Here is an 18894-nt window from a genome sequence, read left to right on the forward strand (position 1 = left end):
CCCGATTGTCCGGCGCGAGGGAACCCCGAAGGGGCGCGTATGCGGGGCGGCCTTTTCTTTGGTTCGTTTCTTTTGGCCGTGCAAAAGAAATGAACCGGCCCGCCCGGCCGCTGAGGGCGTCAAGTCATCCGCGCCGCAGGCGCTCAGCGTTTAAAGCCTTTGCAGTTCCAGCAGCGGCAGCAACAGCATCGCTGCCGCCCCCTCCTCAATGCACCCGATAAACCCGCCCAGTCTGAGCCCCCTCCACACTCCGCACATACGCCTGCGCCACCCGCGCCGCCGGCACGGCCTCGAAGCCGGAGAAGAACGGTCCGTAGGCGGGCAGCGATTCCACCAGCACATTGGGGCTGACCACGTTGATGCGCAGGCCGCGCGGCAGTTCGATGGCGGCGGCGCGGGCGTAGCCTTCCAGCGCGCTGTTGACCATGCTGGCGCTGCTGCCGTTGCGGATCGGCTCGTCGGTGAGGATGCCGCTGGTGAGGGTGAAGCTGCCGCCGTCGCGCAACACGTGCTGGCCGGCCAGTACCAGGTGCACCTGGCCCATCAGCTTGTCGGCCAGGCCGATGCCATATTGCGCGGGGGTGAAGTCGGCCAGGGGGGCGAAGTGCAGGTTGCCGGCGGCGGCGATCACCGCGTCCAGCGGGCCGGCGTCGCGCAGCGCCTGCTGCACGCTGGCGAAGTCGGTGAGGTCGATGCGCAGGTCGCCGCTGTGGCGGCCGGCGGTGATCAGTTCGTGGCGCGGGGCGAGTTGTTCGGCGACGGCGCGGCCGATGGTGCCGTGTGCACCGACAAGCAGGATACGCATGGGCTTACTCCTTGAAAGATGGATCGGGTTGCGACGATTGATATGCTAAAGCAATGCAAAGCGACGATAATCGGCTGTATATCGTCTTGACTGTCAAACATATGGAAACAATTGCGCTGGATCACCTGGAGCAGCAACTGCAATGGGCCGTCACCTTCGCCGCCGTGGTGGCGCAGGGCAGCTTCACCCGCGCGGCGGAGGCGCTGGGCTGCACCAAGGCGGCGGCCAGCAAGCGCGTCAGCCAGTTGGAGGCGGCGCTCGGCACGCAACTGCTGTACCGCACCACGCGCCGGCTGGCGCTGACCGAGGCGGGACGGGTGTACCTGGCGCATTGCGGCGACTGGCCGGAACGGGTGGCTGCGGCGCAGCGCGCGGTGGCCGAGGTCGGCGGCAAGGTGGCCGGCACGGTGCGCCTCAGCGTGCCGACCAGCTTCGGCGGGGTGTTCATGGCGCGGGCGCTGCTGGCGTTCCGCGAGTGCCATCCCGAGGTGGCGGTGGAGCTGGATTTGTCGGCGATCCCGCGCGATCTGGAGGCCGAGGGCTACGATCTGGCGATCCGCCTCAACCTGGCACCGCCGGAGCGGCAGGTGTCGCGGCCGTTGGCGGTGGTGCGCGATTGGGTGGTCGCCAGCCCGGCCGCGGTGGCGCGGCATGGGCTGCCGCCGCAGCCGTCGGCGCTGGCCGACTGGCCTTGTCTGGTGAACCACCATTTCCGCGAGCCGGCGCATTGGGCGTTCGAGCGCGACGGCGCGCTGCTGACGGTGACGGTGGATGGCCCGTGGCGCGCCAACGATTTCAGTCTGCTGCGCAACCTCGCGCTGGCCGATGCCGGCGCGGCGCGCGTGCCCAGCTACCTGGTGGCGGCCGATGTGGCGGCGGGGGCGCTGGTGCGGCTGCTGCCGGAGTTCGAATTGCCGGCGCTGCCGATGTACTTCGTCTACCCGCGCCGGCTACCGCAGCCGGCCAAGGTGCGGGCGCTGATCGACTTCCTGGCGGACTGGTTCGCCCAGCCGGCGCAACAGGCGCTGCTGGGTTTGCGCGGCTGAGCGCCGGTTCAAGACCTTTTCGCGGCAGCGCCGGGCCGGAAAAGGTCGATTCGCCCTAGGCTCCGCGACGGCCCTTGCCCGGTGCCTGCTTGCCCTTCCCCTTGCTTTGGCCGGGCCGTTGCGGCGGGCGCGGCTGGCTCGGGCGCTGGCCGGGCCGGCTGTCGGGGCGCGGGCCGGCCACGCGCTTTTCGCCGGGCTGCTGCGGCGGCACCAGGTGGTTGGGGCTGTTGCCGATCAGGTCGGCGCGGCCCATCGCGATCAGGCCCTCGCGCAGGGTCGGCCAGTTGTCCGGGTCGTGATAGCGCAGGAATGCCTTGTGCAGCTTGCGCTGCTTGGCGTCCTTCACGATGCGGACCTTCTCCGAGGTGCGCGCCAGCTTCTTCAGCGGGTTGCGCCCGGTGTGCCACATGGTGGTGGCCAGCGCCATCGGCGTGGGGGTGAACGCCTGGACCTGGTCGGGCTTGAAGTTGTTCTTCTTCAGCCACAGCGCCAGGTTGAGCATGTCCTCGTCGCGGGTGCCGGGGTGCGCGGCGATGAAGTAGGGGATCAGGTACTGCTGCTTGCCGGCCTGCTTGCTGTAGTGCTCGAACATGGCCTTGAAGCGCTCGAAGCTGCCGATGCCCGGCTTCATCATCTTGGAGAGCGGGCCTTCCTCGGTGTGCTCGGGGGCGATCTTCAGGTAGCCGCTCACATGGTGGGTGACCAGTTCCTTGATGTACTCGGGCGATTCCACCGCCAGGTCGTAGCGCAGGCCGGAGCCGATGGTGATCTTCTTGACGCCCGGAATGGCGCGCGCCTTGCGGTAGAGCTGGATCAGGTGCGAATGGTCGGTGTTCAGGTTCTCGCAGATGCCAGGGTAGACGCACGACAACCGGCGACAGGATTGCTCAATCTGCGGGTCCTTGCACGCCAGGCGGTACATGTTGGCGGTGGGGCCGCCCAGGTCGCTGATGTGGCCCTTGAAGTCGGCGGTCTTGTCGCGGATGTCCTCGATCTCCTTGAGGATCGATTGCTCCGAGCGGCTCTGGATGATGCGGCCCTCGTGCTCGGTGATCGAGCAGAAGGTACAGCCGCCGAAGCAGCCGCGCATGATGTTGATCGAGAAGCGGATCATCTCCCACGCCGGGATGTGCGCCTTGCCGTAGCCGGGGTGCGGGTTGCGGGCGTAGGACAGGCCGTAGACGTAGTCCATCTCGGCCGTGGTCAGCGGGATCGGCGGCGGGTTGAGCCACACGTCGCGTTCGCCGTGCTGCTGCACCATCGCCCGCGCGTTGCCGGGGTTGGATTCCAGGTGCAGCGTGCGGCTGGCGTGCGCGTACAGCACCGGGTCGTAGGCCACCGCCTCGTAGGCGGGGATGCGCACCACGGTGCGCTGGCGCTCGGCCTGTCGCGCCGCGATGCGTTCGGCCTTGCTCTGGATGCGGATCGGCTGCGGCGCGGCCGGGTCGCTACAGGCGGCCGCCTGCTTGTCGCTTTCCATGGCATAGGGATCGGGGTGCGGTTCGACGCGCCCGGGAGTGTCGACGGTGCTGGAGTCGAGCACCGCCCAGTCGCGCGCCGGCATCCAGCCGTGTGGCGTCATGAAGGCGGTGCCGCGCACGTCGCGGATCTCGCGCAGCTTCTCGCCGGCGGCGGCGCGGTGAGCCACTTCCACCAGCGCGCGTTCGGCGTTGCCGAACAGCAGGATGTCGGCCTTGGCATAGACGATGGCCGATTGCCGCACCTTGTCGCTCCAGTAGTCGTACTGGGCGATGCGGCGCAGGCTGCCTTCGATGCCGCCGATCATCAGCTGCACGCCCGGATACGCTTCGCGGCAGCGCTGCGAGTAGATCGTCACCGCGCGATCCGGCCGCCGCCCGGCCACGCCGTCGGGGGTATAGGCGTCGTCCGAGCGCGGTTTGCGGTCGGCGGTGTAGCGGTTGATCATCGAATCCATGTTGCCGGCGGTCACGCCGAAGAACAGCCGCGGCCGGCCCAGCGCCTTGAACGGCTCGGCGCTGTCCCATTCCGGCTGGGTCAGGATGCCGACGCGGAAGCCCTGCGCCTCCAGCAGCCGCCCCACCAGCGCCATGCCGAAGCTGGGATGGTCGATGTAGCAGTCGCCGGTCACCAGCACGATGTCGCATTCGTCCCAGCCCAGCGCGGCCATCTCGGCGCGGGTCGTCGGCAGGAACGGCGCGGGCTTGGCGCGACGCGGCGGGGCGTAATCGTAGATCGGGGTGGCGACGGCGGACATGAAAAACCAGGGAGGCGAACGGATCAGGCCGGCATTGTCGCAGATTTGGCCGGCCCTGGCTGAAAACCCTTGTTTTTCATTGGGATAGAAGGTTGAGGCAAACCCCACATCTTGAACCACAGAGAACACGAAGAGCACAGAGGGTCGCAGAGAAAGACCAATCGAAGCGCTGCCGCGCCCCGTTCCTGCTCAGGATTCGGTTTTCTCCGTGAAACTCCGTGTTCTCTGTGCCCTCTGTGGTTCAAGATGTGGGGTTTGCCTTTCCATCACCTTCAACTCAAGCCGGCACATGATCCTGCGGCGGCGCGCTGGCGCTGGCGCTGGCGGCGTCGCCCAGTTGCGTCATCAGCGCGCGGGCGCTCTGGCGCAGCAGGCGGATGCCCAGCCACAGGCCGCCGATGCCCAGCACCAGCGCAAAGCCGCCGACGAACAGCAGCGGGTACGGCGTCAGCCGCAGGCCCTGCACCCGCACGTTGCCGTGGCCGTCGGTGACGGTCAGGTCGCGCGCGCCGCTGGCGGCGCCGGCTTCCAGCCGCACTTCGCCCTCGTGCGAGCGGATCAGCACGTTGGCGCGCCCGTCCGGGCCGGGCTGCACCGACACCGTGCCGCCCTCGCCGTCGTCCAGGTGGACCACGCCGCGATGGCCACCGCCGTCGGCCCAGCGGGCGATCAGCGATTCGGTGTCGTAGCCGCCGAAGGTGGCGATGCCGCCCAACAGCAGCAACGCCACCCCGGCCAGCGTCAGGCCGGCGGCCAGCGCGGTGAGGTAGGCCAGGATCGCCAGCCACGCCACCCGCACCAGCGCCAGCAGCACGTTGAGCCGGCCCAGGCCCGAGGCATCGACGAAGGCGCGCCAGGCGGTCCTGAACGAGCGCTGGGCCTGCCAATCCTTGACGCTGCGGCGGGCGCGCAGCTCGCGCGCCAGTTGTTCGGGTTCGCCCAGCGCGGCGGCGGTGTCGGCCTCGCTGCGGCCGGCGGCCAGCGCGTCCTGGAAATACTCGCGGTAGTCGCTGAGGATGTCCTCGATCTCGGCGGCGGGCAGGCCGCGCAGGCCGGCCTGCAATCGTTGGAGAAATTCGCTCTGGTTCATGACAACGCTTCCTCGGTCTGCGGTGCGGGGGAGAGCACCAGGTCCACTTCGCTGACGAAATCGCGCCATTCGCGGCGCATGGCGTCCAGCTCGGCGCGGCCGGCGGCGGTGAGCCGGTAGTACTTGCGCGAGGGTCCGGCGGACGATTCCACCAGGTAGGTCTCGACCCAGGCTTCGGCCTGGAGCCGGCGCATCAGCGGGTAGATGGTGCCCTCGCTGATCTGCATGCCTTGCGCCAACTGGTTGACCAGCTCGTACGCATAGCTGTCGCCCCGGTCCAGCACCGCCAGCACGCAAAGGTCGAGCACGCCCTTCTTCAATTGTGTCTTCATGGCGATTCATCGAAATCCGACGATCCATCATAGCGCCGCCATACCTTGCAATGCAAGGTATCGTGCTTTGGATAGTAGGTGGCAGCCGCTATGCTGGAGCCACACCACGAGGAGATGGACGATGGACAATCTGTTTACGGCGATCCCGCCGGGGTTGGATCGGGAGTGGTTTCAGACGCTGGCCGCCGGCCCTGGAGTGCGGGTGGAGCGCATCGTCTCGACCGGCCAGGCGTCGCCCGATGGCTTCTGGTACGACCAGCAGGAAACCGAATGGGTGGTGGTGCTGGAAGGCGAGGCGCGGGTGCGCTTCGCCGATATGGCGGAGGACCTGACGCTACGGGTGGGCGACCACCTGTTGATCGCGCCGGGGCGGCGCCATCGCGTCACCTACACCGCCGCGCGCACGGTGTGGCTGGCGGTGTGGTGGGAGGGCACGCACTGGAAGGAAGGCGCCTGAGCGGCGCACCGACGCGGCCCATGTCTGGATGGGCCGCGCGGCGGCGAAGCGGATGGCGCTCAGGCCACCGCGGCTTCGTCGGTGACGTGGTCGGCGTTCTGCGCGCGCCGGCCGTAGCGGGTGAGCGCCAGCCCGGACGCATCGACCTCGGGCGCCCGGCCCAGGATCAGGTCGGTCAGCACCTTGGCCGAGCCGCAGGCCATGGTCCAGCCCAGCGTGCCATGGCCGGTGTTCAGATACAGGTTGCCGATCCCGGTGCCGCACACCAGCGGCGTGCCATCCGGCGTCATCGGGCGCAGGCCGCTCCACGGCTTGCCGGCCTCCACGTCGCCGGCCAGCGGGAACAGGTCGCTGGCGACCATCTTCAGCGTCTCGACGCGGCGCGGGTCCAGCGAGTGGTCGTAGCCCATCAGCTCGGCCATGCCGCCGACGCGCAGGCGGTCGTCGAAGCGGGTCAGCGCCACCTTGTAGGTTTCGTCCAGCACCGTCGAGCGCGGCGCGGCGTCGGGGTTGGTGAGCGGAATCGTCAGCGAGTAGCCCTTCACCGGATACACCGGCAGCGACAGCCCCAGCGGCAGCGCCAGGTGCCGGCTGAAACTGCCGCAGGCCAGCACCACTACGTCCGGATGCAGCGCCTCGCCGTCGTCCAGCTCGACGAAATCGATGCGGCCATTGCGCTTGCCCAGGCGGGTGACTTCGACCAGGTAGCGGAACTCCACCCCGGCCTCGCGCGCCAGTTGCTCCAGGCGCCGGGTGAACAGGTGGCAGTCGCCGGTCTCGTCGTTGGGCAGGCGCAGCCCGCCCACCAGCTTGTGCGCCACCGGCTCCAGCGCCGGTTCCACGGTTTCCAGTTCGTCCATGTCCAGCACTTCGTGCGGCACGCCCAGATCGGCCAGGATCGCGGCGTCGCGCCGCGCGGCGGCCATCTGCGCCTCGGTGCGCAGCAGTTGCAGCGTGCCGAGGCTACGCTCCTGGTAGTGCAGATCGACGCTGGTGCGCAGCGTGCGCAACTGGTCGCGACTGTACTCGGCCAGCGCCACCATGCGCCCCTTGTTGCGGGCATACGCCTCGGGCACGCAGTTGGCCAGCATCGCGGCGATCCAGCGCAACTGGAAGCCGCTGCCGTCGGGCTGGATATGCAGCGGCGCGTGCGGCGTGGCCAGCCATTTCAGCGCCTTGAGCGGTACGCCGGGTGCAGCCCAGGGCGCGGCGTAGCCCGGAGACACCTGGCCGGCGTTGGCGAAGCTGGTTTCCTCCGCCGCCGTGGCATGACGTTCCAGGACGGTGACTTCGCAGCCGGCCTGGCGCAGATACCAGGCGGTAGTCACCCCGATGACCCCTGCCCCGATCACAACGACTTTCATGGCGCACCTCGCGCATGGAATATTAGCGATTGCTGTGAGTATATTGAGAGATAGCCAGGGGTTTTCCCTGTAGATCGCGGCGTTTTTGGAGGCTCCGTATGCGCACGCAATACCGGGTGGGACGCGAACTGGATCGCATCGACTACAAGATCCTGCGCGCGCTGCAAGGCAACGCGCGCCTGTCGATCACCGAACTGGCCGAGCGGGTGGAGCTGACCGCCACCCCCTGCGCCGAACGGGTGAAGCGGCTGGAAGAATCGGGCGTGATCCTGGGCTACCATGCGCGGCTGAATCCGCAGAAGCTGGAAGCGCCGCTGCTGGTGTTCGTCGAGCTGAAGCTGTCGCAGAAATCGGCGCAGATCTTCGACGACTTCCGCCGCACCGTCGCCACCATCGGCGAGGTGCTGGAATGCCACCTGATCGCCGGCGACTTCGATTACCTGCTCAAGGCGCGCCTGCCGGACATGACCCACTATCGCCGCCTGCTGGGCGACATCCTGCTGCGCCTGCCCGGCGCCGCCGAATCGCGCAGCTACATCGTGATGGAAGAGGTCAAGGAGACACTGAACCTGCCGCTGCCGGATTGATCCCAACCGCAGCGACCGCCACCCATATCGAGGAGTTTTCCCATGGCCCTGACCGCTTCCAACATGCTGGCGCTGGGCAGCGCCCTGCCGCGCTTCGCCCTGCCCGATGGCCACGGTGTGTTCCATGCCGACAGCGAACTGGCCGGCCCCAAGGGGCTGCTGGTGATCTTCATCTGCAACCACTGCCCCTACGTCAAGCACATCAACGCCGCGCTGGCGCCGATGGGCGAGGAGTTCGCCGCGCTGGGCGTCGGCATGGTGGCGATCAGCGCCAACGACATCGCCCAGTACCCGGACGACGCGCCCGAGCATATGGTCGAGGTGGCGCGCGCCGAGGGCTACACCTTCCCCTACCTGTACGACGAAACCCAGGCGGTGGCCCGCGAATTCGGCGCCGCGTGCACCCCCGACCTGTTCCTGTTCGACATGCACGGCCGGCTGGTCTATCGCGGCCAGTTCGACGACACCCGCCCCGGCGGCGCGCCGGCCACCGGCGAGGACATCCGCCACGCGGTACACGCGCTGTCGAGCGGCCACCCGGTGGTGGCGGACCAGCGGCCCAGCATCGGCTGCGGCATCAAGTGGAAGCAGGCATGAGCCGGCGCGACTGAGGCGCGGGCGATCTGCTGCGAAGCCCGCAACGCGCTGGCGACGGTGCTGGATTCGCAACAGCGCCACGCTGCCGCGCCAGGGCCGGCGCGGCCTGGCGGATGGCACGCTTCCTGCAAGACATCGGGCTTCGCGCGCCAGCCGGGCGCGCCCGACCGGATGCCTGCCATGAGCCAACGACAATTCAGCCTCAATGCCTTCATTCCCGCCACCGGCCATCACGTGGCGGCGTGGCGTCACCCCGACGCCGCGGCCGACGGCGGCCACGACCTGCAACACTACGTGCGCGTGGCGCAGGCGGCCGAGGCCGCCAAGTTCGACGGCGTGTTCCTCGCCGACAGCGCGGCGGTGTGGGGCGGCGCCGGGGTCGGCGGCACCGACCGCCAGGGGCTGGAGGCCCTGTCGCGCAGCGCGCGTGGCGCGCATTTCGAGCCGATCACGCTGCTGTCGGCGCTGGCGGCGGTCACCGAGCGCATCGGCCTGATCGCCACCGTGACCACCACCTACAACGAACCGTTCCACCTCGCGCGCAAGTTCGCGTCGCTCGACTGGCTGTCGAACGGCCGCGCCGGCTGGAACCTGGTCACCTCGGCCAACCAGCACGAGGCGCCCAACTTCGGCCTGGACGCGCACGTCGAACACGCCGACCGCTATCAGCGCGCCGAGGAATTCATCGACGTGGTGAAGGGCCTGTGGGACAGCTGGGAGGACGACGCCTTCCAGCGCGACAAGGACAGCGGCGTGTACTTCGACCCGGACAAGCTGCACACGCTTCACCACCGTGGCGCGCACTTCAAGGTGCGCGGGCCGCTGAACGTGGCGCGGCCGCCGCAGGGCTACCCGGTGCTGGTGCAGGCCGGCTCCAGCGAGCCGGGCAAGGAGCTGGCGGCGCGCACCGCCGAGGTGATCTTCACCGCGCAGCAGACGCTGGCCGATGCCCAGGCGTTCTACGCCGACGTGAAAGGCCGGCTGGCGCGTTACGGCCGCAGCCCCGATTCGTTGAAGATCCTGCCCGGCGTGTTCCCGGTGGTGGGGCGCACCGAGGCCGAGGCGCGGGAGAAGTTCGAGGCATTGCAGAACCTGATCGACCCCAAGGTCGGGCTGGCGCTGCTGTCCGGCATGATCGGCGGCTTCGACCTGTCGGCGTACCCGGTGGACGGCCCGTTGCCCGAGCTGCCGGCGTCCAACGGCGGCAAGAGCCGCCAGGCGCTGCTGATCGACAAGGCGCGGCGCGAAGGGCTGACCATCCGCCAGTTGTACCTGTCGATCGCCGGCGCGCGCGGCCATTGGCAAGTGGTCGGCTCGGCCGAACAGGTCGCGGACCAGTTGCAGGCGTGGTTCGAACAGGGCGCGGCCGACGGTTTCAACCTGATGCCGCCGGTGCTGCCCACCGGGCTGGACGACTTCATCGAGCTGGTGCTGCCGATCCTGCGCGAGCGGGGCCTGTTCCGCAGCGAATACCAGGGCCGTACGCTGCGCGAGCACCTGGGTCTGGGCCGGCCGGACAACCATCACGCCGCTCGGCGCAACCGGGCCGCGGCCTGAGCGCGGCAGGCACTTTCTTCCACTACCTTGTCGGAAAGGCTCGCGCCGCCGGGCGCGGCCCTCCGGCTTTCCGACGCCCACGCCATCCAGACCCTTTCACGGACACGCCATGACCCAAGCCCCCACGCCCGCTGGCTTTGCCCACGCCACGCCTCCTGTCACGGCCACCTTGATCGTCACCGATGACGCCGGGCTGGAGACCGGCGACATCCGCCTGGGCGAGATCGACGCCTACTTCGCCCGGCCGCAGGGCGCGGGCCCGTTCCCGGTGGTGCTGGTGGTGCACGAGATCTTCGGCGTGCACGAGCATATCCGCGACGTGGTGCGGCGCTTCGCCAAGGCGGGCTACCTGGCGGTGGCGCCGGAGCTGTTCCAGCGCCAGGGCGACGTGCGCCAGTTGGGGGAGTTCGACCAGATCCGGCCGGTGGTGGCGCGGGTGGCGGACGAACAGATATTCGCCGACCTGGACGCGGCGCTGGATTGGGCCGTCGCACACGGCGGCGACGCGGCGCGGGTGGCGCTGAACGGCTTCTGCTGGGGCGGGCGCATCGCCTGGCTCTACGCCGCGCGCCAGCCACGGTTGCGTGCCGCCGTGGCCTGGTACGGCCGGCTGGTGGGCGAGGCCACCGCCAACCAGCCGCGTTTTCCGGCCGACGTCGCGGCCGAACTGCAAGTGCCGGTGCTGGGCCTGTACGGCGGGCGCGACAGCGGCATCCCGCTCGATACCGTCGCCGCGTTCCAGGCAGCGTTGCGGGCGGCCGGCGATCCGTCGGAGATCCATGTCTACCCGGAGGCCGGTCATGCCTTCTACGCCGACTACCGCCCCAACTATCACGCCGCGTCGGCACAGGACGGCTGGCAGCGCACGCTGGCGTGGTTCCGCCGGCATGGGGTGTAGCCGGTAGCCCGGATCGCGGACATGAAAAACGGCACCCCGCGGGGTGCCGTTTGCAAGGTCGGTGCGCTCAGCGCTGCGCGGTCAGCCAGCGCGCCGCATCCAGCGCGAAGTAGGTGAGGATCGCATCCGCGCCGGCGCGCTTGAACGCCAGCAGCGATTCCAGCACCACCGCCTCCTCGGCCAGCCAGCCGTTCTGGATCGCCGCGCGCAGCATCGCGTATTCGCCCGACACCTGGTAGACGAAAGTGGGCACGCCGAACTCGTCCTTCACCCGGCGCACGATGTCCAGGTAGGGCATGCCGGGCTTGACCATCACCATGTCGGCGCCCTCGGCCAGATCCTGCGCCACCTCGTGCAGTGCTTCGTCGCTGTTGGCCGGGTCCATCTGGTAGGTGTACTTGTTGCCCTTGCCCAGGTTGCCGGCGGAGCCGACCGCATCGCGGAACGGGCCGTAGAACGCCGATGCGTACTTGGCCGAATACGCCAGGATGCGGGTATGGATCAGGCCCTCGGCCTCCAGCGCCTGGCGGATCGCCGCCACCCGGCCGTCCATCATGTCCGACGGCGCCACCATGTCGGCGCCGGCGCGGGCGTGGCACAGCGCCTGCCTGACCAGTGCGGCCACCGTCTCGTCGTTCAGCACGTAGCCGTTGGCGTCGGTCAGCCCGTCCTGGCCGTGACTGGTGTACGGATCGAGCGCCACGTCGGTGATCACGCCCAGCCCGGGGAACGCGCTTTTCAACGCCTGGACCGCGCGCGGCACCAGCCCTTGCGGGTTCCATGCCTCCTCGGCGCCTTCGCTCTTCAGCGCGGCGTCGGTCACCGGGAACAGCGCCAACGCGGGAATGCCCAGCCGCACCGCCTCGGCCGCGGTCTGCAACAGCAGGTCGATGCTCTGGCGCTGCACGCCCGGCATCGACGCCACCGCTTCGCTGCGACCCTGACCGTCGAGTACGAACACCGGCAGGATCAGGTCGGCGGGTGTCAGCACGTGCTCGCGCATCAGGCGGCGCGAGAAATCGTCGCGGCGCATGCGGCGGGCGCGGAAGGCGGGGTAGAGGCGGGAAACGGTCATGGCCAGGCACTCCGGAACAGCGGAAAACGCGGATTCTACGCCATGCATTGGTGGGGCCGCGCTTGTGAAAAACCCGGTCGCGGCAGCGGTGTGGGTTTTACTTTGCTGCATGGCAACGCCATTGGTCTTTACAATCGACCCAACCCCGACCTTGGAGCGACACCGTGCCCGATCTGGAAAAGCTGGACCGCCTATGCGCCATCGCGCGCCGGGTCGCCCACGAGGAGGTGATGCCGCGCTTCCTGTCGGTGCGCACCGAACGCAAGCAGGACGGCAGCCTGTTCACCGAGGCCGACCTCGCCACCCAGCTGGCGCTGGCGCGGCTGCTGTACGAGCTGGAGCCGTTTCCGATGCTGGGCGAGGAGATGGAGGAGGATCGCCAGCAGAAGCTGTGGGACGAGAACATGTCCGGGCTGTGGGTGGTGGACCCGATCGACGGCACCACCAACTTCGTCCACGGCCTGCCGCACTTCGCGGTGTCGATCGCGCTGATGCGTTGCGGCCGGCCGGTGATGGGGGTGGTCTACCTGCCGGTGATGGACGAGTGTTTCTACGCGTTGTCGGGCTACGGCGCGTGGATGAACGGCACGCGGCTGCCGCTGGTGCAGGGCGACACCCAGATGGCCGAGGCGGTGGCCATCGTCGAACCCAAGTGGCTCAGCGGGCGGCTGCCGTCGCGGGTGACCACGGTGCCGCCGTTCGGCAGCCTGCGCAACTTCGGCGCCTCGACCATCGATTGGTGTTATCTGGCGGCCGGCCGGGTGGACCTGATGCTGCACGGCGCGCAGAAGCTGTGGGATTACGCGGCCGGCGCGCTGATCGCCGAAGAGGCGGGGTGCCTCTACGCCGCGCTGACCAGCGACGATTACTGGCACCACCACATCTGGGCGCGCTCGGTGGTGGCGGCGCGCACGCCATCGCTGTTCCGCGCCTGGAAAACCTGGGCCCGCGCCAACCACTGAGCGTGTGCCGACGGCCCTTCCGGCAAGGGGCGATGTCGGGCTCCGCGAGCACGCTCCGCGCTGCGCCCACAGCGTGGTCGGATATTGAGTCAACCTGCTTGCCTTTCATCGGCGAGGGTTTGCACCTCGCCGCTTTTATGTTGCGATGCAACATGCGATGACCGCCGATGGCGGCCGCCTGTCCTCCGCCATCTTTCGACGATGGCGAACCTTTCGAGGAGCCTCGCATGAACGCACCCGCCGTCTGCTCACCGTTATCCGATCACCCGCTGCGCCGCGAACTGAACGACGAGGCCCACGCCCGGCCGTTCGAGCCGCTGGCCACCCCGGCGCGGCTCAGCTTCGTCGCCTATCTTCACCGCAACGCCAGCGCCGAGCAGGAGCAATGGCTGGTCGGGGAGCTGTGCGCCTGGGCGGATGTACCACCGCCGCAGCCGGGTTGCGTGCATTTCTCCACCCGGCTCGGCGCGCTGCGCTTCAAATGGGCGCGCCACGCCGAGTATTCGTCGATGACGGTGATCGCCGACGGCGGTGTGGCCGAGTCGTTCGCCGTCACCGCGCTGGCCGAGCTGCCGGCCGACTGGCTGGCGCAGTTGCCTGGCAACGTACTGCACGCCGCGCACGCGCTGCTGCTGTCGGACGACGCCCTGCCCACCGGCATCGAGGAGATCTCGGCGCGCTATTTCGGTGGCAACGACCTGATCGGTGCCGGCCTGGGCGATGGCGCCGGGCGCGCGTTCACCGACTTTCGCATCGGCCCCGACGGCTTCAGCCGCTATGTGGTGGGCAATGGCACCATGGGCCGGCGGCAGGCCGGGCGGATGTTGCAGCGGCTGTTCGAGATCGACAGCTACCGCATGCTGGCGCTGCTGGCCTTGCCGGTGGCCAAGAGCATCTCGCCCGAATTGGCGGATGCGGATCGGGAGCTGGCCGAGCTGACCAGCGCGATGTCGGCGGCGCGGCAGGACGACGAACCGCTGTTGCTGGATCGGCTGACCCAATTGGCGGCGCGCATCGAGAGCGCACTGTCGCGCACCGACTTCCGCTTTTCCGCCGCCCACGCCTACCACGAGATCGTGCGGCGCCGCGTGGCCGAGCTGCGCGAAACGCGCGTCCAGGGCGTACAGCCGTTCACCGAGTTCGTCGAGCGCCGCCTGAGCCCGGCGATGGACACCTGCGAATCGGTGGCGCGGCGCCAGCGGGTGCTGGCCGCCCGGGTGGCGCGCGCCTCGTCGCTGTTGCGCACCCGGGTGGAGATCACCCACGAGCGGCAGAACCAGCAGTTGCTGGCGTCGATGGATCGGCGGGCGCATTTGCAGCTGCGCTTGCAGGAAACGGTGGAAGGGCTTTCAGTGGCTGCCATCACCTATTACACCGTTGGTTTGGTGGGCTATCTGGGCAAGGGCGTGAAGGCGGTCGGCGTGCCGGTCGATGCGGAGCTTCTGACCGCCATCGCCATTCCGGTGGTGGCGCTGACCGTGGCGTGGGGCCTGCGCCGCTTCCGTCGCTCGCTTGTTGCGCAAGCGTAGCAATTTTCGATGTAAGACAAAGAGTTAGCCGGGTTTGAGTGCGGGCCGTACTTCCGTACGGGGGCGCGCAGTCAGGCTAGAGTGAAAACTTCAAGGTGTCCTGCCGACATACCCTGACTGTCGCTAACACGGCTGTCAGCTTCCCCGGGGGAAATTGGCAATCAGGTAAAACCCGATTGCACGGCGGTGCGTTCCATCCAATGATCCTGGAATAAGACCAAAAAACTGGTCCTATTCCAGGACCAGGATAATACCAATCGTGGCTGCTTATGCATGTTTGGGAAACTTCTGGAGAGAAGCTGTGCGCATTGGCATCGTTACCGATTCCTGCTGTGATTTGCCGCGTTCGTTTATCGACGAAAACGGCATCGTGATCCTGCCGATCACCATTTCCTCGGCGTCGCAACAATTCGTCGATACCCGCAATCCCAGCGCCACGCTGGAGTTCTATTGGCGGATTCGGCAGGGGGAAAACAGCTTCGAATCCGCCCCGCTTTCCGTCGAGCAAATCCGTGCACTGTTCCTGGAGCGGCTGGTCGTCGAATACGACTACATCTTCTGCCTGACCGTGATGTCCAGCCGCAGCCGCATCCACGAATACGCCACCCAGGCGTCGTTCGGCATCCTCAACAGCTACAAGCCGGTGCGCGAGGCCGCCGGGGTGTCCGGGCCGTTTTCGCTGCGGGTGTTCGATACGGGCACGCTGTTCCCGGGGCAGGGCCTGATCGTGGCCGAGGTGGCGCGGCTGGTGCGCGAGGAACGCTCCACGCTGGAGATCATTCGCCACATCGAGCGGTTGCAGCAGCTGACCCAGGCGTTCCTGATCCCGGAGAACCTGGACCAGTTGCGCCGTCAGGCGCGCAGCAAGGGCGACAAGAGCGTCGGGCTGGCGTCGTACGTGCTGGGTAGCGCGCTCGACATCAAGCCGATCATCCGTGGGTTCCAGGGCCAGACCGAGCCGGTGGGCCGGGTGCGTGGCTTCGAGGCCGGAGTCGAGCGCCTGTTCGCCGCAGCCTGCCAACAGATCGAGAACGGGCTGACGGCGCCGACCATCTGCGTCAGCTACGGTGGCGAGGTGGACCGTGTGACCACGCTGCCGGGCTGGACGGAACTGGTGCGGGTGGCCAGGCAGCACCGCGTGACGCTGCACGTGGCCGAGATGAGCGCCACCGCCGCGGTCAATATCGGGGTCGAGGGCCTGGCGCTGGCCTTCGCCAGCCCCCGCGAGACCCGTTTCGATTGACAAAAAAAGTGCCGGTTTGCACCGGCACCAAGCTGTCGCGAATCGTTGCAATCGCTATCGCGCCTTATGAGCGCTATCCCTGAGCATTGATATGTCGTTGGTGGGTTCGCGACGGATGGAGAAGGTGGGCCATCGCGATGTCGTTCGGTTCGGGTACGGGGGATACCTTCGCCTCGCGGCCGGATGGCCCATGGAAGTCGTCAACCGGGCTGGAGCGAAGCCGCCCCGATCTTGAACTGGGCGATCTGCTCGCTGGTGCGTTCGGCGGCCACCGCCATCGACTGCGCGTTCTCCGAGGTGAGTTGCGACGCGGCGTGACCTTCCTCGGTCATCTGGGCCACGGTTTCCACATGGCGCGCGATGTCCTGGCTGGCCGCGCTCTGTTCGCGCAGCGCACCGGAGATATCGCCGATCGAATCGGATACGCGCGAGGCCAGCGCCTCGATGCGGCCGATGCATTCGCCGACCTGTTCGGCCAGTTGCTGGCCGTCGTTGGCCTCCTTCGCCACCTGCTGCATTTCCTGCACCGCGCCGCTGCTGCTTTGCTGGATGCGGGTGACCATGCTGGAAATTTCCAGCGAGGAATTGGCGGTGCGTTCGGCCAGTTTGCGGATTTCGTCCGCCACCACCGCGAAGCCGCGCCCCTGCTCGCCGGCCCGCGCCGCTTCGATGGCGGCGTTCAGCGCCAGCAGGTTGGTCTGCTCGGCCACTTCCTTGATGGTGGCGACGATGGACGAGATCTTCTGCGATTCCTCGCCCAACTGGCCGATGGTGGCCGCCGCGGTGTTCACGGTGGCGGCGATCTGGCGCATGCGCACGACCGAATCGTTGATGATCCCGGCGCTGGAGATCGATTCGTCGCGCGCCGAGTTGGCGACGGTCAGCGCGTCGGATGCGCTCTGGTTGATGTGCGACACGCTGACGGTGAGCTGTTCCACGGCCGCGGCCATGGCCGATGCCGACTGGCTTTGCTTGGCCGAGCTGACCGCCACCTGTTCCGACGCGGTGGCCACGGTGCGGATGGCGTCGCGCGATTCGTCGGTGCCGCTGCGGATCACCTGCAACGCCTGCTGGATGCGGCCGAGCAGCCTGTTGAACGCGGTGACCGTCTCGGCGATCTCGTCGCGCCCATTCACCGGCGCCCGTTGCGTGAAATCGTTGCTGCGTTCCACCAGCAGCGCCACCGAGCGCACGCTGTTCACGCCCTGCATGATGGTGCGGTAGGTGAGGAAGCCGAATAGGCACAAACCAGCCAGCAATACTGTCCCAACGGTAATCAACGAGATGGTCATTTTCCGTTGCGACGATAATGCCTGTTCAACGGTTTGTTCGGAATCCTTGGCGTTGAATTCGACCATGCCATCAACGATCGGGCGCAATTTCTGATATATGGCATTTTGTTGTGGTGCTGTGGATTCGTATTCAGCATATAGCTGGACGATGTCGGGCCGATCGTAATTCTCCTTCAACTTGTCGAGCAAAGGCAGATTACGCTGGCGATATAGCGCCACCCATTCATCCCATATCTGCTTCAATTCGTTGAAGTTCCTGACATCGTCCACTTCCTCCGGCAGCAGCAGCGATTCGTAGACCTTGAGGTTTTCGGTCGTTTTGCGCATCGCCCGCTCGATCAGGGCCTCTGTGTCGGCCACCGCCTTGCGGCGCTGTTCCGGCGTCATATGCAATATCAGACTGATGTCCAGGTCCGCGCGCATGAGGTTGGTGCGTCCTTGATCCACCTGCAGGATGGCCGAAGTGGCTGGCAACTTGTTTTCGCCAACTTCACGCATTGCTTGCTCGGACTGATAGCCGGAGAGCAGCAGACTGCCAATCGAAAGTGCGAACAGGACGGCAAAAGCCGTGATTAATAGTGTAAGACGATGGCTGATTTTCACGATTCCTCTCTTGAGTCGGATGACTACGCATTTGAGGCAATGAACGTTCGCCTTTAGGATATGTCGAGGTAGTAATTAAAAAAAAGCAATCCAAAGGTGGTCGTGACAACTTACGGTTGTCACCCTATTTGCAGTCAGAGTTGAATTGAGAGAGTGTCATGAAAATCCATCAATTAGTTGCGCTTTCAACCATATCGAAAGTGAGCAGCATCCGGGCGGCGGCGCGGACACTGGGGTTATCGCAACCTGCGGTGACCAAGGCGGTACGCGAGCTGGAATCGTCGCTGGGGCATTCGCTGCTGGAGCGCAGCCACCGGGGGTCGCAATTGACCGAGGCCGGCAAGCTCGTCGCCCAGCGTGCCGGCTACATCGTGGCCGAGCTGCAATCGCTGGAGGACGAGGTCGCACAGTTGTATGCCGGCAGCCTGCCGCGCGTGGCCATCGGCATGGCGCCCTATGTCACGCGGGGCGTGTTCCCACAGGTGGTGGAGCGGCTGCATGCGCGTTACCCGGATGCGTCGATCATCGCCAACGAGGGCCTGTTGCACGACAGCCTGCGCCAACTGCGGGAAGGCGAAATCGACTTCTGCATCAATGGCTTGGTGCATAGCGAGCAGGGTGGGGAATTCGATATCGAACCGCTGTTCCAGATCCCGTGGCAGGTGGTGGCACGGTATGACCATCCCGCCATGCGCGAGACCTCGCTCGACGGCATGCTCCAGTACAACTGGACCACGGTCGGCGGCTGTGCGGATTCGAGCGCATTGTTGGAAACCGCCTTCGCCAGCACCGGCAAGGAGCCACCCGAGCACGTGGTGAACTGTGTCAGCTACGGCGCCGGCAAGGGCCTGATTCTGCACGCGAACTACCTGTGCCTGCTGCCCTGCCGCGGCAATGCCGACCTGCATCCCGAGATGCGCGTCATCTCGGTGATCGAGCCGCTGCCCAAGCTCCAGTTCGCGATGATCACGCTGCACGGCCGGCCGCGCACCCCGTTCATGGTCGAAGCGATGGACGAGTTCAGGATCGAATGCAAAAGGCATTTAGGATGAGTTACCGCGTCGACAAGGCTGCGTTCCGGTGGTTGGCCGCCGCTGCCAAACCCCCGCCGGGTTTTGCCCGATTCCATCCCGCCTGAGGCCGTTCCGACCGCTGGCTCCGCATACAGGATGCGGGCCTTGTTTTTTGCTTTTTCCCGCCTTTCCTTCCCTCTCGGTGAGC

General features: G+C 67.2%; 17 protein-coding genes. 10 read left to right on the top strand and 7 right to left on the bottom strand.

Features of this window, described 5'->3' with window-relative positions; genetic code table 11:
• Positions 1 to 205: 205 nt before the first annotated feature.
• A complete protein-coding gene (locus C556_RS0100960; RefSeq protein WP_018746350.1) occupies positions 206 to 805 on the bottom strand; it encodes a short chain dehydrogenase in 600 nt (199 codons plus the stop codon).
• An 86-nt stretch (positions 806 to 891) separates the two neighbouring features.
• On the opposite strand from C556_RS0100960, the gene C556_RS0100965 reads away from it, so the two are divergent.
• Positions 892 to 1851: a LysR family transcriptional regulator gene (locus C556_RS0100965; protein WP_211214641.1), complete on the top strand. Its 960-nt coding sequence runs from the start codon at positions 892 to 894 to the stop codon at positions 1849 to 1851.
• 55 nt (positions 1852 to 1906) lie between these two features.
• On the opposite strand, the gene C556_RS18765 is transcribed toward C556_RS0100965, so the two are convergent.
• The 3 genes from C556_RS18765 to C556_RS18775 all read right to left on the bottom strand — a co-directional run bounded on the left by C556_RS18765 (position 1907) and on the right by C556_RS18775 (position 5509).
• Positions 1907 to 4087, bottom strand: coding sequence for a YgiQ family radical SAM protein (locus tag C556_RS18765; protein ID WP_018746352.1), 2181 nt, complete (start codon positions 4085 to 4087; stop codon positions 1907 to 1909).
• A gap of 277 nt (positions 4088 to 4364) precedes the next feature.
• A complete protein-coding gene (locus C556_RS21265) occupies positions 4365 to 5177 on the bottom strand; it encodes a DUF1700 domain-containing protein (RefSeq protein ID WP_018746353.1) in 813 nt (270 codons plus the stop codon).
• Positions 5174 to 5509 carry a PadR family transcriptional regulator gene (locus C556_RS18775; protein WP_018746354.1) on the bottom strand — a complete coding sequence of 112 codons (336 nt, stop codon included), beginning with the start codon at positions 5507 to 5509 and terminating at the stop codon, positions 5174 to 5176. Before C556_RS18775 ends, C556_RS21265 begins: the two co-directional genes overlap by 4 nt.
• Before the next feature lie 121 nt (positions 5510 to 5630).
• Here C556_RS18775 and C556_RS0100985 point away from each other — a divergent pair, with 121 nt between their 5' ends.
• Positions 5631 to 5966 carry a cupin domain-containing protein gene (locus C556_RS0100985; protein ID WP_026262705.1) on the top strand — a complete coding sequence of 112 codons (336 nt, stop codon included), beginning with the start codon at positions 5631 to 5633 and terminating at the stop codon, positions 5964 to 5966.
• Positions 5967 to 6025: 59 nt separating this feature from the next.
• Here the strand turns inward: C556_RS0100985 and C556_RS0100990 are convergent, their stop codons facing one another.
• Positions 6026 to 7330, bottom strand: coding sequence for a D-amino acid dehydrogenase (locus C556_RS0100990; RefSeq protein ID WP_026262706.1), 1305 nt, complete (start codon positions 7328 to 7330; stop codon positions 6026 to 6028).
• A gap of 98 nt (positions 7331 to 7428) precedes the next feature.
• Between C556_RS0100990 and C556_RS0100995 the strand changes: the two genes are divergently transcribed.
• From C556_RS0100995 to C556_RS0101010, 4 genes are all read left to right on the top strand, one after another.
• The gene (locus tag C556_RS0100995; protein ID WP_018746357.1) at positions 7429 to 7917 is read left to right on the top strand and encodes an Lrp/AsnC ligand binding domain-containing protein; all 489 of its coding nucleotides are present in this window, start codon (positions 7429 to 7431) and stop codon (positions 7915 to 7917) included.
• 42 nt (positions 7918 to 7959) lie between these two features.
• Entirely contained in the window at positions 7960 to 8514 is a 555-nt protein-coding gene (locus tag C556_RS0101000; protein ID WP_018746358.1) for a thioredoxin family protein, read from the top strand.
• A gap of 180 nt (positions 8515 to 8694) precedes the next feature.
• Positions 8695 to 10071 carry an LLM class flavin-dependent oxidoreductase gene (locus C556_RS0101005; RefSeq protein ID WP_018746359.1) on the top strand — a complete coding sequence of 459 codons (1377 nt, stop codon included), beginning with the start codon at positions 8695 to 8697 and terminating at the stop codon, positions 10069 to 10071.
• A 109-nt stretch (positions 10072 to 10180) separates the two neighbouring features.
• Positions 10181 to 10969 carry a dienelactone hydrolase family protein gene (locus C556_RS0101010; RefSeq protein ID WP_026262707.1) on the top strand — a complete coding sequence of 263 codons (789 nt, stop codon included), beginning with the start codon at positions 10181 to 10183 and terminating at the stop codon, positions 10967 to 10969.
• Between the two features lie 67 nt (positions 10970 to 11036).
• Here the strand turns inward: C556_RS0101010 and hemB are convergent, their stop codons facing one another.
• On the bottom strand, positions 11037 to 12044 hold the full coding sequence (gene hemB / locus C556_RS0101015) for a porphobilinogen synthase (RefSeq protein ID WP_018746361.1): 1008 nt from the start codon (positions 12042 to 12044) through the stop codon (positions 11037 to 11039).
• 164 nt (positions 12045 to 12208) lie between these two features.
• On the opposite strand from hemB, the gene C556_RS0101020 reads away from it, so the two are divergent.
• From C556_RS0101020 to C556_RS0101030, 3 genes are all read left to right on the top strand, one after another.
• The gene (locus tag C556_RS0101020) at positions 12209 to 13006 is read left to right on the top strand and encodes an inositol monophosphatase family protein (RefSeq protein ID WP_018746362.1); all 798 of its coding nucleotides are present in this window, start codon (positions 12209 to 12211) and stop codon (positions 13004 to 13006) included.
• Positions 13007 to 13233: 227 nt separating this feature from the next.
• A complete protein-coding gene (locus C556_RS0101025; protein WP_018746363.1) occupies positions 13234 to 14535 on the top strand; it encodes a DUF3422 family protein in 1302 nt (433 codons plus the stop codon).
• A gap of 301 nt (positions 14536 to 14836) precedes the next feature.
• Positions 14837 to 15778, top strand: a complete 942-nt coding sequence (locus tag C556_RS0101030; RefSeq protein ID WP_018746364.1) for a DegV family protein — start codon at positions 14837 to 14839, stop codon at positions 15776 to 15778.
• Between the two features lie 200 nt (positions 15779 to 15978).
• Here C556_RS0101030 and C556_RS18780 read toward each other — a convergent pair whose 3' ends face one another.
• On the bottom strand, positions 15979 to 17673 hold the full coding sequence (locus C556_RS18780; RefSeq protein WP_083930204.1) for a methyl-accepting chemotaxis protein: 1695 nt from the start codon (positions 17671 to 17673) through the stop codon (positions 15979 to 15981).
• 158 nt (positions 17674 to 17831) lie between these two features.
• Here C556_RS18780 and C556_RS0101040 point away from each other — a divergent pair, with 158 nt between their 5' ends.
• Positions 17832 to 18725 carry a LysR substrate-binding domain-containing protein gene (locus tag C556_RS0101040; RefSeq protein WP_083930207.1) on the top strand — a complete coding sequence of 298 codons (894 nt, stop codon included), beginning with the start codon at positions 17832 to 17834 and terminating at the stop codon, positions 18723 to 18725.
• Positions 18726 to 18894 lie beyond the last annotated feature (169 nt).

Origin of the sequence: Chitiniphilus shinanonensis DSM 23277, assembly GCF_000374805.1 — a bacterium.
GTDB lineage: Bacteria > Pseudomonadota > Gammaproteobacteria > Burkholderiales > Chitinibacteraceae > Chitiniphilus > Chitiniphilus shinanonensis.